Origin of the sequence: Petralouisia muris (assembly GCF_004793545.1) — a bacterium.
In the GTDB taxonomy this organism is placed as follows: domain Bacteria; phylum Bacillota; class Clostridia; order Lachnospirales; family Lachnospiraceae; genus Petralouisia; species Petralouisia muris.
The window spans coordinates 68,732-82,811 of record NZ_SRYA01000008.1 but is presented as its reverse complement, the minus strand read 5'-3'; the positions used below and the strand labels follow the sequence as shown (position 1 = coordinate 82,811).

Here is a 14,080-nt window from a genome sequence, read left to right as displayed (position 1 = left end):
TTCCCGTTTCCTTCCATTACTTCATACTTTCATCCAAATCCGAATAATAAGCTGTCATCAGTCTGGTCAGCGCTTTCATATCCGCCGCTCCCATGGTCTCTACTGCAGAATGCATCGCCAAAACAGGCACTCCCAGATCCACAGTGCGAACCGACAAAATGCTGGAAGCAATGGACCCAAGGGTTCCTCCTCCTGCAAGGTCAGAACGGTTTACAAATTTCTGATAAGGAATCTTATATTTTCTGCAGATCTGCTCAATCACCGCAACCGCTTCACAATCTGTTGCGTAAGATTGTGAACCTGCCTCTTTGATGCAGAGTCCCCGGCCCAGCACCGGTTTGTTGGTAAGATCCATTTTCCCCATCTGATTGGGATGCAGGCCGTGAGCCACATCTACAGACAGGAAAAAGGCGTCATAGAGTCTCTGCCTCATCTGTTCCTCTGTTTTCCCAAGGCTGGCATTTATTTTTTCCAAAAGAGTGAGCAGCATCAGAGAACCGGCTCCCTGTTTGGTTCTGCTTCCCACTTCTTCATGATCGAAGAAAGCAGCCACATTCAGGCCGATTTCTCTTTTGCCGCGGATCAGCCCGGTAAGCAGCGATTGAACCGAGGTAAGATTATCCAATCTTGGAGAAAGAATAAATTCCTCCTGAATCCCTGTATACCTGGGCTTTTCTGCACAATAAGCCCACAGCTCATAATCCAGAATCTTTTCCGGCTCAACCTGAAGCTCTTTACCAAGAAAATCCATCAGCATCTTCTGCTCTTTCAGATTCTCATCTATCAGTCCCAGAATCGGAAGCATATCCGTCTGTTTATTCAGCTCCAACCCTTTGTTAATTTCCCGGTTCATATGAATTGCCAGGTTCGGGATAACGAGCAGAGGCCGTTCCACCGAAAGATAACGAATCTCAGGATGCAGCACATCCTCACTCTGCAGCGCCACCCTTCCCGAAATGCTTAAGGGTCTGTCCAGCCAGGTATTTAAAATGGCTCCGCCGTACACTTCCACATTCACCTGCCCATATCCTCCGGCAGAAATATCTGGATTCGGCTTAATTCTCAGACAGGGAAAATCCGTATGAGCCGCCCCGATACGGACTGCTTTCCGAAATTCCGCCCTGGCTCCTATGGTAAATGCAAACAGCGCGGTATCGTGATGTCTGACATAATATCTTCCATTCTCAGTCAGGCCCCAGCCTGTACTGAAGCTCAGTTCTTCAAATCCCGCCTCTTTCAGTTGGCGGGCCGCCTCCTGAACCACCATAACGGCGCTGGTTCCTTTTTCCACTAAATGAAATAACTTTTCTTCCATATTTTACCTCCGAAACTGCCATATGCTCTGCATGATGGCTACTTCCTGACATTATACTATAATCAGATGTTTTTTTCTACTGGGGAGGACAAAAAACGGAAATTTTTCATTGCTTGTTATTCACAGTTAAATACATATTTGTCCAGACGTTCAAAAGCTTCTTTCACCCGGCTAAGGGGAAGGGCAAGATTAATGCGCACAGAGCAGGGCCCATGGAACATCCGGCCGTCCTGCCATGCCACGCCCACATCCCATGCAGCCTGCTCAAGCTCATCAATGGTTTTGTTGTGAGCCTCACACCATTTTGTACAATCCAGAAACAGCATGTAGGTCCCTTCCGGCCGGAATACTTCCACTCCTTCAAAATGGCTGCTGATATAATCACACGCATAGCTGACATTTTCGGTAATCACCTGACACAGCTCGTCCACCCACTCATGTCCTTCCGGTTTGTATGCACCGATTAAGGCATGCATGGAAAGCACGTTCATATCGTTATAATGGGGCTTGCTGCCCTTGGCAACCGTGCGGTCCCTGAGATACTTGTTATAAATAATGTGATAGCTTCCCACCAGGCCGGCCAGGTTAAAGGTTTTGCTTGGCGCATATACTCCTACGGTACGGTTTCTGGCGTCTTCACTGACCATTTGAGTGGGGATATGCTTATGGCCTTCCAGAATAATGTCAGACCAGATCTCATCGGAAATGACGATACAATCATTTTCTTTATAGATCTCCATTGCCCGTTCAAGCTCCTGGCGCTCCCAGACACGGCCGCAGGGATTATGAGGGCTGCAGAAGATTGCAACATGAATATTTTCCGCCTTTATCTTCTTCTCCATGTCTTCATAATCCATCCTCCAGACGCCATTTTCATCTTTGACTAACGGGCTGTGGACAATTTTAAATCCATTGTTGCTGACGCAGGAAGTAAATCCGATGTAAGTGGGGCTGTGCAGAAGAACAGGATCTCCAGGGGCTGCAAACGCCGTTAGCGCAGAAATTACGCCTCCCAGCACCCTGTTCTCATATCCGATGCATTCCTTCGTCAATCCGGTCACTCCATTGCGGCTTTCCTGCCATTTGATAATGGAATCGTAGTATTCCTCTGTAGGCAGAAAATATCCATATGCCGGATGCTTGGCCCGCTCAATAATGGCTTCCGGAATTGTGGGAACAGTGGGAAAATTCATGTCCGCCACCCACATGGGAATTCCGTCAAACCCCTCCTTCGGCGCGCTGGGCGCAAATCCCGGTCTCATGCCAAGGCCGTCCACCGCTATGGCGTCTTTGCCATGACGGTCTATGATTGATGTAAAATCGTATTTCACAGATAACACCTCTTCCTTTGCAATATCTTTTGCATGATTTATCTGACTGCTATTACCTCAATTTCTACCAGGGCGTCTTTCGGCAGCGCCGCTGCCTGAACTGCAGATCTGGCTGGACAGTTTTCTGTGAAATAGCGGGCGTACACTTCATTCATTGCTGCAAAATCCCCGATATCCTTCAGGAAAACAGTCGCTTTCACTACATGTTCCAGAGTAAGGCCGGCTTCCGCAAGAACCGCCTGCACATTTTTCAAGGACTGCTCTGCCTGACTGGAAATATCCTGTCCTGCGAATTCCCCTGTCTGGGGATTAATCGGAAGCTGGCCGGATACATAAACCGTTCCGTTTGCTTCAATTCCCTGTGAATACGGCCCGATTGCCGCTGGTGCATTTTGGGTGGAAATTACATTTTTTCCCATAATAATCGTCTCCTTTTCCATTCATTTTTATCATATCCAGATAAAAGAAATATATTTTTATGGCTATATAGTATAATATTTTTATCAAGTTGTAAATATTTTTATCAAAAAAAGTAAGCCAGACCCTAATCCCGCACATATTCCCAAAAAGTTTTCCGTTCCTGATCCCTGCAGCCAATCTTGCAGATACTTCTTTCCCATGGTACAATGTACTATAATCTATCATGAACGAATCAGACAAAAACATTTAGGATCACAAAATCAAGGCAGGTAACTACATATGACAGATCAAGAATTATTACAGGCATATATCAATATTGCCCCTTTTCTGGCAGAAGTCTGCGGTCCCGGCTGCGAAATAGCTGTCCATGATACAGCCAATCCACAACATTCTCTGGTTGCTATCCACAACAACGTGTCTCACAGGGAGATTGGCAACCCTCTCACGGATCTTGCCAGGGATATCATTGAGAAAGGTTCTTACCATAGGACAGATTATCTGACCAATTATACCGGCCGGAATAAGAATGGAGAATTTCTCTCTTCCACCTATTTCATCAAAAACGATGGACGGCTCATCGGCCTTCTGTGCATCAACAAAGACATGCATGGAGTGCAGAACCTGAATAATGCCGTATCAAACCTTCTGGAATTGTTTAACCTGTCTGAAAGCAAAGAGACAGAATATTCAGAAAGCCTGGACAAGCCTATGCCCAGCCTGATGCGGGAACGGATTCAAGAAATCATCGCAGAGAGCGGCATTGCGCCTGCCCGGATGTCCCTTCAGGAAAAAGTCCGCACAGTCCACCGGATGGATGAGGAAGGTATTCTGAATGTAAAAGGAGCTGTCGCAGAGATCGCTGCACAGCTCTTTGTATCGGTTCCCACGGTTTACCGTTATCTGAACAAGCATGAACAATAATTTTTTTGGAGGCGAATTATGACGGCATTTTCCATTCCGGATGTAAAAGAATTTATGAATATATTTTTGCGCACAGATACCTTTGACAGTTTTCTGCTGCGGGAAGGAGCTATTACCACCTGCATGACCTATCTGCTGGACGGCCGCGCCAAGGCCGATTTTTTCAGCCCGGAGGATGATCCTTACCCGCTGGTGTCCCAGGAAGAATACATCCCTTTTTCCCTTGTGCGCCCAATCTGCTTTGACATTATCAAGGGAAAACGCACCCCCCTGGCGTTTAAATTTGTGTTCCAGCTGTCTGCCGAAAACCAGAAGCGCACGGCTGCCTCCATTCACAGCAGCCTGTCCCCGGAGGATATTTCCGGCATGTATCTGAACCTGAAATATCAGAATCAGCAGCTTATCTGCACCACAGGGATTTCCTGCCATATTTTTTCCATGGATAAATCCTTAGAATATGCCTGGGACGATATGGTAAAACGCTTTTTTCGGAAGCGCCAGATTGCCTTTGAACCCCTGAATTAACAAATTTTTTACTTTTTTTTAATTTTCTATGAATATTTCTTTACTTTTTTCATATTATATGTTACTATAGTCCTACGTTGTAGAAAAATGCAACATAGATTATTTTTTTGGAGGTACTTGGCATGCAAGGTACAGTAAAATGGTTTAACAACCAAAAAGGATATGGTTTCATTTCCGATGAGTCTGGAAACGATGTATTTGTTCATTATTCTGGATTAAACATGGAAGGTTTCAAGTCCCTGGAAGAAGGCGCATCTGTAGAATTTGATGTTACAGAAGGCTCCAAAGGACCCCAGGCTGTAAACGTAACTGTAATCCACTAATTTTAATCCGGTTATTCACAATGTACCTTTGTCAATAATATAGAAATTTCGGTTTTTATTTTGATATAAGATATTGAGGAATTACGGTTTATCAAAAGAATTGCTGTATCCGCTGAGAAAGCAGATGCAGCAATTTTTTTCATGTATGCCAGATTCAGATCCATCCAGGAAATCTTTGCATCCTCCAAAAAACCTCTCCGTATCGGCTCACAGGTTTCAACCTTTGCCCAGCTTACACGCTTCGGCGGGATTCTGCCAGCACAGCCATAAATAATCCCAAAAAGATGCAAAGATCCGAAATATTAAAAATAATCTGATTCAGCCATTTCCACGGCGTGCGGAAACTGAAATAATCCACCACATAGCCCCGCCGGAGCCTGTCATAATAATTACTTCCCCCTCCTCCGAGCACAAGACTTAATCCCAGCAAAACAGCCGGATTTTCCTTTTTACGGAAAAAGAAAAACCACAAAATTCCCAGAATCAACAGCATCATTCCGCTTATTTTTTTCACAAGTCCCGGCCGCTTTTCCATACAATTCAGCGCCGCTCCCCTGTTATGGTACTTTTTCCATACAATCCTGCCTCCAAGCAGTTCTGTTTCCTCATTCCAACCCCTGCGTTGTTCCACATGCTCCTTCAGAAAAAAATCTCCGGCAAATACTGCCGCCGCTGCCGCTGCATATTTCATCCTGTGTCTCCTTTCTGATTTCACCATATCCGAAAATCTTCAAACGCCTGATAATGACTCAGCCTCACCGTATCCGAAAATCTTCAAACGCCTGATAAAGATTCAGTCTTCCCCAGCCAAACGCCTGATCCGGATAGGTCCGTTTATCATCTCTTGTCGCGCCGCGAATCAGCACATTCTTAATTTCAATATTGGTAATCGCTGTATAATTGCCCCGTACAATCCCCCACTCCAGCATCAGAGCTGTTGCTCCTGCAGTAATGGCTGCTGCCACGCTGGTTCCGTCCTTGGTGGTAAACTGGTTATTCCCCCCGGCTCCAAATACTCCTACCCCCGGCGCCACGATATCCGGCTTAATCCATCCATTGGTGGTAAATCCTCTTCCGGAGCGCAGATAAATGCTGTTGTCCCGCACGTCATAGGCTCCTACGGCGATTGGCGCAATCGCAGTGGAAGGAACGGTAATGGTGGTATCCGGGTTAGAACGGATAAAAAACACTTCTCCGGTGGAAAGCTCATCTGACGGCAGCCACATATTAAAGATACTTGCAAACTCTCCCTCCGGAAATACACGGATATTCCATAAGCCCTGGGAAGGTTGTTCAAAACGCATATAAATCACCTGGGCCCCATTCAATATTCCGGTAATCCGGTAATCCACTGTCACTCGGGTATCTTCAAATAAGAAACGATATTCTCTGCCGCCGGAAAGAATGTATTCGCTGGGCATCCGTTCTCCAGTAGGAGATATAATTTCCACTACAAACCGCTGAGGAGCCCTTGCCCAAAGCTCTGTGGAAAATCCCTCCACGCCTTCCCCAACGCTGATTTCCACATTCTGATACTGCCGCCCTTCTTCCATCTGCCCAAAATAATGATGACGCTCATTTCCTTCATTTCCCACGGCGGTAACCGCCACCCGTCCGCTGCGCAGAGCTATATTGTTCAGCATGGTGCTCAGATGGCTGACTCCTGTATGGCTTCCCATATTAGATCCAAGGCCGAAGCAGATGACCAAAGGCACATGGCGGCTTTTGGCAAGCTGATCCAGATACGCCAGCCCCGCCATAAGATCATTTTCCTGAAACGCCTGCGCATCCTCCGGAATAAAAAAGAAGTCTCTTAAATACTGTTTAGCCTGCTTTAATTTCACCATTGCAATTCTGGCATAGGGAGCTGCGCCAATAAATTCCTCTTCCCGAATCTGACTTCCCGCTGCCACGCTTACCAGAAATGTGCCGTGCCCTTCCGGATCTGTTACCGGCACAATCTCCCTGGGGTTCTCTGTCTGTAAGGCGTCATTGATCTGGGTATCCAAATATTCCGTTCCGTAAAGAAATCCCTCCGGGGGCGTCCCGCTTCGGTCCGTCTGATCCCAAACTGCCATGATTCTGGTGCTTCCATCGCTGTTGCGGAACACAGGATTCTCATAATCAATTCCGGTATCCAGAAACCCAATCAAAACACCCTGTCCCTTCAGGGACAGGGTAGGCTGATTCTGAATCCTCAATATCCCGCTTTCTTCCAATGCGCTTTCGTCCATAAGCGTATAGCATTTCGGAATTGAAGTATAATTATAATTCTGAATATTCAGCGAAAGATTCCCTTCCCTGGGCAGATAAGCGATTCCATAGGAAGCGTCGATTTTCTGGATACAGGAACTTACCACGTTTCCGGATTCCGGCATGGTATATTCCACAATAAAATCATAATAGTCATTTGAATATACGGCTTCTTCACAATCCATAGTCTGCTCTTTTCTTTTTTTATCATACTATGTAACAAACCGCTGAAATATTCAGTTTCATTCTTCTCTGGGGAAGACGCTAGCGCGTCAGTTCAGGCTCCTGCCGCCTTTGCCTGATCCTCCAGGGCCAGACAGCCCCGCATAGCAATGACCGGACCTCCTTTATTCTCAATATAATCTTCTGTAATGGTTACCATGCCGATATTGTCATCCTTAGGAATTTCATACATAATATCCAGCATAAATTCTTCAATAATGGCGCGCAGCGCCCTGGCTCCTATGTCCTTCTTCCGGGCTTTTTTGGCAATGGCGTGCAGCGCCCCTTCTTCAAATTCCAGCTTCACCTCATCCATGGCAAGCAGCTTCCGATACTGTTTGACAATAGCGTTTTTGGGCTCTGTCAGAATCTTTACCAGCATATCCTCCGACAGCGCGTCCAGTGCAAAAATTACAGGCAGCCGTCCTAAGAACTCTGGTATCATGCCGTATTTACGAATGTCTTCCACTTCCGCCCTGTGCAGAATATTTTCCTCCTTATCATATTTATCTTTCAGATCCGCATGAAATCCCATGGCAGATTTCTTATTCAAACGTTCCTTAATCACATCATCCAGATCGGGGAACGCGCCTCCGCAGATGAACAGGATATTCCTGGTATTCACGGTAGCTAAGGGCACCATGGCGTTCTTGCTGTTGGCTCCTACGGGAACTTCTATCTCTGCTCCCTCTAACAGCTTCAGCATTCCCTGCTGCACGCTCTCTCCGCTGACGTCCCTCTGGTGGGTATTCCTTTTCTTGGCAATCTTATCAATCTCATCAATAAATATAATGCCGTGCTCTGCCCGTTCCACATCATTTTCTGCCGCCGCCAAAAGCTTTGAAACCACGCTTTCAATATCATCTCCAATATATCCTGCCTCCGTCAGGGAAGTGGCGTCTGCAATGGCAAGGGGCACATCCAACAGCTTCGCAAGAGTTCTTACCATATAAGTCTTGCCGCTTCCGGTAGGCCCGATCATCAGCATGTTGGACTTCTCAATTTCCACTCCATCTTTATTGTCACAGCCCACCCGCTTATAGTGATTGTACACAGCCACAGACATCACCTTCTTGGCATGCTCCTGGCCTACCACATACTCATCCAGGCTGGCCTTAATCTTATGGGGCGCCGGAATTGACCTGATGTCCAGCGCCGGCTTCACCTTCTTCTCCTCTTTGGCTCTCTTCTTTTTCAGCTTCTGGCTCTTGGGCATCATACCTAAATTCTGCAATTCTGACAAATTAATCATGCTGATATTGGGCATATTGCCAAAATTACTCATATCTCCTATGGGAAAGCTTACCTGACTCATGCTGTCAAAGGTCTTCTGCATACAGTCTGCACAAATGCATATCTCATTGGGTATTTTAATCATCTTGCCGGCTTTGCTTTCCGGCCGGTGGCAGATATAGCAGGTATCCTCGTATTCACTCTCTTTCTCGTCCTGATCAGAGCTGTCCTTTTTCAGCTCATTGCCCGTCAAACTCTGCTCTGTCTCCGTAATCTCTCCGCTGCCGTCAGCTCCTTTCAGCTCTGCGGAATGTTCTGGCTCCTCTGAATCTGATATCACTTCACGAAAATCTGTATCATCGAACTTCTCTGTATTGTTCATTCTGAATTCTCCTCTTTCCTTCCGAATTTTATCATCCGAAGCATGACTTTATTATAAGCCAGAGCTTCCAATAGCACAACTGTTTTTCCGCATGCTTTCGAAAAATTTAATATTCATAAAAAAAATTATATCCGCAAAAACGCTGTTCTATCGGATCATAAAAAATTCCCAGAGTTTCTTCCCCCTGCATCAGCAGCAAAATCATATCCTTCAATTCTACAATCTGATAGGAATAGCTAGGCTCCGACTCCACCGCTTCCAACGTATACTCCTTATTTGACAAATTCACCTCTGTCTCTGCGCTGCTAGTAATCATCCAATCTTCCATGATCGCCTGTACCTCGTCAGACATAGACTCATTTTTATAATCCTTTCCAGTCATAATTTTCTCCAGCCAGTATAAGCTCTGCTGGTATGTGTTAATGTATCCTTCTTTTTCATCATAAGCCACCGGCAAATCCTGATTGCGCAAAAGCATCATATACTCATAGTACTCCGCAAGCCCCGTCTCAGTTTCTTCCAATATTTCTACCAGCTTCTCCTTCCCCTCTGCCCAGGCTCCCCTGTCCCGCTCCTTCCCCTCCCGATATTCGGCACAGTTAAAGCTGATGATGTTCCAGTCACTGCAGGCAATCCGTATCTGATACTGCTTTTCCCCAAACTCCATAATATCCTTATAAAAATAAATGGTAGAGGGACCATAAGGAGAATTATCCACCTTCACCATACTGTCCATAATGCTTTTTTGTCTGTTACGGTACAATTCCCCCACTTCCTCCACAGGCGTTTCACTCTGCCAGCCAATCATCTGATACAGATACCAGTTCTGGAGCTCTTTCAGGTCCGTCTCTAAATCCTCATTCCACTCTCCATATACCTCCATTGCCACTTGCTGAAATCTGGGATAATTGCCAGTGGTTTCCGGGGAATTTTCATTGGGATAATAACTCCAGGGAAATAATTCTATATCCTCTTCAATTTTTCCATAGAAAATATTGGAACTGGTATCCTCGTACAGGGACTCTTCCAGGATCCTCTCCTTTTCCAATACCTTCTGACCGCTTTCTACAATTACCAGATATCCGGTTCCCAATATCATTCCTGCGCACAAAAATGTAAGAAATACGGATTTTATCTTATGCATGCTCCAGACCCCCTTTCATGCGGATAAAAACTCTGGTTCCCTGACCTTTAGCGCTTTCAAACTTCATGGTGCCCCGGTGAAGGGATACAATTTCCTTGCACAGGGCAAGCCCCAGCCCTGCGCCGCCGTTTGCTCTGCCCCTGGCTTTATCCACCATATAAAACGCCTGGGTGATTTTCTCAAGCTCTTCCTGCGGAATGCCTACCCCTTCGTCCGATACCTGAATACAAAACTGCCCCTGCTCAAAATATCCGATGACCTGAATCCTGCCGCCCTCCCCGGAGGCCTTCACCGCATTGTCCACCAGATTATACAGCAGTGACTTAAATAACTCTCTGTCTACGCACAAGCTGCCCTGTTCCGCCTCGCAGCTCAGGCTCATGTTCCGGTTATCAGCAATTACTTTCAGAGAGGCTCCGATTTCCCCAAACAGCTTTTGCATCTCTTCCTGCTTCCACTCCAGATTCGTCTCTCCTACGGTAATCAATTCCATCAATTTTCCTGAAAGCGTTCTCATACGGGTGGCCTCCGCCTTGATAATTCCAGCGTACTCCATTCGCTTCTCTTCTGTAATATCCTTCTTAATCTGCAGCAAATCAGAAAATCCCAGAATAGATGTAAGGGGCGTTTTCATCTCATGGGAAAGATTGTCAATAAACTGTTTCCGATCCTCTGCCACATGCTCCAGGGCTCGTACATTGGTTTCCACCGCTTCCGCCATACAGTTCATGTTATGGGCAAGCTCGGAAAGCTCGTCATGCCCCCGCTCCGGCACGCGCTCCTGATAGCTTCCCTGGGCAATGGATCTGGTTCCTTCATTAATTTTCTTCAGCGGATGCAGCAGCATTTTTACCACAATCAGCAGAATCAGCGCAATCACAACGGCGCATACCATACTGATAACCTGAATCTGCCACAACATATTTTCATGAATCCGCATCACATCCGAAATGTCATTTGCCGTCACTACATAATAAATCTTTCCCTCGATGGTTTCCGCCGACGCCGTATACAACTGATGCTCTTCCACCTGCATATAGCTTTTTCCGCTATCCATCACCGCCTCTACCAGCCCCTCGGGCACTTCTATTTCACGGCTGTTGTAAACCTGTTCATTCCGGGCGTTACAGAAAAGAATTCCGCTGCCCTCCGCAGTTTTGCCAAAGGTGCTCTCCATAAAGCTTTTCAGCTTCTTTTCCTCCAGGACAATGGCGTTTTCCCTTAAACGTTCCGTGATCATCATGCTTTTAAAGCTGGTAATCAAAAATTCATGCTCACTGTACACACTTTGCTTTTTCTGATCCAGCGCAAAAGAAAAACTGCTTTTCAAAAGTAAAATACTGGTCATGCTCACTGCCAGCATCACCAGTATCAATGTATATAAAAAAACCTTCTGCCATAATTTCATACAACTACTCCTTTGCGCTTTCCAGACGGTATCCCAGCTTGGGAATCGTCACCAGCTTATCCTTCAAATTCAGCTTTTTCCGAAGCTGCTGAATATGGATGTCTATGGTTCTGGTCTCTCCCTCATATTCAAACCCCCAGACTGCCGCCAGCAGGCGATCTCTGGAAATTGCCACATCCTTATGCTGGATGAAAAACACCAGAACTTCAAATTCCTTGGGAGTCAGATAGACTTCAACGCCATCGCACTTACAGGTATGCTCCTCCACATTGACAGAAATATTTCCATAAAAATAGGTATTCTCTGTTCGCTTCACCCGCCTGAGAATCACTTCAATTCTTGCCAAAAGCTCCATAGCCTCAAAGGGCTTCACGATATAATCTTCCGCCCCCAGCCTGAGCCCCTTCACCTTATCTGTCAGCTCCTGTTTGGCAGTAATAAATATGACCGGCGCATCTTTGTTGGTACGTTTCTGTACAATCTCAAAGCCATCCATATCCGGAAGCATGACATCCAACAGTATCAGGTCATAACTCTCATGTTCTATCTTCTCAAAGGCTTCTGCGCCGTTATTGCATACAATTCCCTCATAGCCGCCGATGGCTACGGTGGCCTCCACCAGTTTCGCTATGTTGGGATCATCTTCTACGATTAAAATTTTTATCATCTTTATTCTGTCCTTTTCTTCCTGAGTCTCCGTAATCTATGAAGCTGCCTGTACAAAACGCTTCCTTGCCAGGCGTCTTTCGGCATATCTGCGCTTGATGCCATTATACAGGTATTTCACGAAAAAGTATTCATAAAGTTGTAAGAAAAATGTAAAAAGTATGCCCAAACACGAATGTACTGCATTTTCTCACAGCCACCCAGATTTATTCCTCAGAAGATTCCCTCTTCTTTCTGGAAAATACTGCCAAGTAGAATATCACTCCTGCCAGGCTTCCAATGCCGTCAATACAGACGTCGGTAATCCTGCCTGCCCTGCCCGGCACAAACAGCTGATGGAACTCATCGGTCGCCGCATAACCTGCAGCAGCGCCCAAAGCCAGAAGCGCCGCTTTCTTCCCTGAAAAAGAATAGCATCCCAAATGGAGCGCAAGCAAAACTGCCAGCAGCGCATATTCGCTCATATGAGCCCCCTTTCGGATGACAAGCTGCATTCCCTCTGCCTGTTCCAACAAATCTTCTTCCGTCTTCTCCTGCCCAAACAGACGGCTCTGCCATTCTGCAATCCGATAAGAGACAGACTGGCTGGTCTGAGAGGATTCTGACGCATCCTGGGCGGAAAAAGCAAAAATCACCACCATCCATACAAGCGCCAGAAAGCCTGTTAAAAATTTTTTCATAACAGATCCGCTCCTTTTTGAAAATCCTTCAGATAAACTTCCATGGAACGGTTCATCTCATTGGAAAAATCACTTTCATATTTCCGCTTCCAAAACGCTTCCATCCACTCCTCATAGCTTTGGCTCCCTGTTTTTTTGGCAAACATTGACCGGATTTCTTCACTGGTTTTCTCCTGATAAGCATTCTCGCAGACAATATCAGAAAGCGCAAACCGCTCTGGCTTCTTCCGTTCCTTCTGCTGGCTGACGGGATGCCCGAATACCAGCATACAGGCCGGATACACATAAGCCGGCAGCTTCAAAAGCTCCTTCATCTCTTCGGCGTTTTCCATCACATCCCCAATGTAGCAGGAGCCGATTCCAAGGCTTTCCGCCGCTGTCACTGCATTCTGAGCCGCTATCAGAGCGTCCTCTGCTGCCAGCAGCAAATCTCCCGGCCCGGGGGTTCTGGGGGCAAGCCCCGCCTCTTTGTAAAAAGAAAGCCATTTCCGGCAGTCTGCGCAGTAAATCAGCACCAGCTTTGCCTTTGCGATAAAGGGCTGATGGTCGCAAAGATCTGCCAGCTTCTCTTTCTTACTCTGATCCGTAATATCAAGAATTGTGTACAACAACTGGCAGCCTGCAGACGGCGCCTGCAGGGATGCATGCAGAATGGCCTCCCTGTCTTCTTTTGAAATCTCTTCTTCTGTAAATACACGGACGGATTTCCGTCTGTGCAGGGCTTCGAGCACTTCATTCATAAATTTTTGTCCTCCTGTGTGCTTGGAATTCAATGATACTCTAATTGCACAATTTCAATCATTTTCTTTATTTCTATCCAATGAAAACGGTTTTTCCCTCAAATGCAAACCTATATTTTTAAATCCGTTCCTGCGGAATTCCTTTTGTCTCCAGTGAAGCGGCGTATTTCATACGTTCAATTCGCGCCAATGCTTCCTGCGCCGTGTTCCTGCAGGTTTTTTCCTGCCAGATAGACAGATTTTGAAATAAGTCGCTTCTTCCAGCATATTTGACAGAGAAAAAATGTTCTATCATATCCAGATTCAGCGTTTTCCCAAATCGCCTGGGGCGGGTAATCAAGGTTACCGCATCATTGTTCTCCCACCATTCTTTGATCAACATAGTTTTATCAATATAAAAATTATCATTTGAAGTCATCTGTTCAAAATCCTGATAGCCAATCCCTACTGCCCTTGCCATAGCCGCACCTCCTCATGCTTTCTTGTATCTTATCATTCTTTCAGGAAAAATTCAATG

General features: G+C 46.1%; 14 protein-coding genes and 1 pseudogene. 3 read left to right on the top strand and 12 right to left on the bottom strand.

Going from position 1 to position 14,080, the window contains the following annotated elements:
* Window positions 1-16: 16 nt before the first annotated feature.
* From E5329_RS05425 to E5329_RS05415, 3 genes are all read right to left on the bottom strand, one after another.
* On the bottom strand, window positions 17-1,315 hold the full coding sequence (locus E5329_RS05425; protein WP_135988579.1) for a M18 family aminopeptidase: 1,299 nt from the start codon (window positions 1,313-1,315) through the stop codon (window positions 17-19).
* 116 nt (window positions 1,316-1,431) lie between these two features.
* Entirely contained in the window at window positions 1,432-2,646 is a 1,215-nt protein-coding gene (locus E5329_RS05420) for a MalY/PatB family protein (RefSeq protein ID WP_135988578.1), read from the bottom strand.
* A gap of 38 nt (window positions 2,647-2,684) precedes the next feature.
* On the bottom strand, window positions 2,685-3,065 hold the full coding sequence (locus E5329_RS05415; protein ID WP_135988577.1) for a RidA family protein: 381 nt from the start codon (window positions 3,063-3,065) through the stop codon (window positions 2,685-2,687).
* A gap of 280 nt (window positions 3,066-3,345) precedes the next feature.
* On the opposite strand from E5329_RS05415, the gene E5329_RS05410 reads away from it, so the two are divergent.
* The 3 genes from E5329_RS05410 (at window position 3,346) to E5329_RS05400 (ending at window position 4,835) form a co-directional block, all read left to right on the top strand.
* Entirely contained in the window at window positions 3,346-3,987 is a 642-nt protein-coding gene (locus tag E5329_RS05410) for a helix-turn-helix transcriptional regulator (RefSeq protein ID WP_135988576.1), read from the top strand.
* 18 nt (window positions 3,988-4,005) lie between these two features.
* Window positions 4,006-4,512, top strand: coding sequence for a DUF5721 family protein (locus E5329_RS05405; protein ID WP_135988575.1), 507 nt, complete (start codon window positions 4,006-4,008; stop codon window positions 4,510-4,512).
* Window positions 4,513-4,634: 122 nt separating this feature from the next.
* Window positions 4,635-4,835 carry a cold-shock protein gene (locus tag E5329_RS05400; protein WP_135988574.1) on the top strand — a complete coding sequence of 67 codons (201 nt, stop codon included), beginning with the start codon at window positions 4,635-4,637 and terminating at the stop codon, window positions 4,833-4,835.
* 232 nt (window positions 4,836-5,067) lie between these two features.
* Here the strand turns inward: E5329_RS05400 and E5329_RS05395 are convergent, their stop codons facing one another.
* The 9 genes and pseudogenes from E5329_RS05395 to E5329_RS05355 all read right to left on the bottom strand — a co-directional run.
* A complete protein-coding gene (locus E5329_RS05395; RefSeq protein WP_168356531.1) occupies window positions 5,068-5,526 on the bottom strand; it encodes a signal peptidase II in 459 nt (152 codons plus the stop codon).
* Window positions 5,527-5,590: 64 nt separating this feature from the next.
* Window positions 5,591-7,273, bottom strand: a complete 1,683-nt coding sequence (locus tag E5329_RS05390; protein ID WP_135988572.1) for a S8 family peptidase — start codon at window positions 7,271-7,273, stop codon at window positions 5,591-5,593.
* A gap of 92 nt (window positions 7,274-7,365) precedes the next feature.
* Window positions 7,366-8,925, bottom strand: a complete 1,560-nt coding sequence (gene clpX, locus E5329_RS05385) for an ATP-dependent Clp protease ATP-binding subunit ClpX (RefSeq protein ID WP_135988571.1) — start codon at window positions 8,923-8,925, stop codon at window positions 7,366-7,368.
* A gap of 106 nt (window positions 8,926-9,031) precedes the next feature.
* On the bottom strand, window positions 9,032-10,069 hold the full coding sequence (locus E5329_RS05380; protein WP_135988570.1) for a hypothetical protein: 1,038 nt from the start codon (window positions 10,067-10,069) through the stop codon (window positions 9,032-9,034).
* Window positions 10,062-11,477 carry a sensor histidine kinase gene (locus E5329_RS05375; protein ID WP_135988569.1) on the bottom strand — a complete coding sequence of 472 codons (1,416 nt, stop codon included), beginning with the start codon at window positions 11,475-11,477 and terminating at the stop codon, window positions 10,062-10,064. Before E5329_RS05375 ends, E5329_RS05380 begins: the two co-directional genes overlap by 8 nt.
* Window positions 11,478-11,481: 4 nt before the next feature.
* Window positions 11,482-12,144, bottom strand: a complete 663-nt coding sequence (locus tag E5329_RS05370; RefSeq protein WP_135988568.1) for a response regulator transcription factor — start codon at window positions 12,142-12,144, stop codon at window positions 11,482-11,484.
* Between the two features lie 205 nt (window positions 12,145-12,349).
* A complete protein-coding gene (locus E5329_RS05365; RefSeq protein WP_135988567.1) occupies window positions 12,350-12,823 on the bottom strand; it encodes a VanZ family protein in 474 nt (157 codons plus the stop codon).
* Window positions 12,820-13,563, bottom strand: a complete 744-nt coding sequence (locus tag E5329_RS05360) for a nitroreductase family protein (RefSeq protein WP_135988566.1) — start codon at window positions 13,561-13,563, stop codon at window positions 12,820-12,822. Before E5329_RS05360 ends, E5329_RS05365 begins: the two co-directional genes overlap by 4 nt.
* A 208-nt stretch (window positions 13,564-13,771) precedes the next feature.
* Window positions 13,772-14,023, bottom strand: a pseudogene (locus E5329_RS05355) (AAA family ATPase); the annotation flags it as partial.
* Window positions 14,024-14,080: the final 57 nt, after the last annotated feature.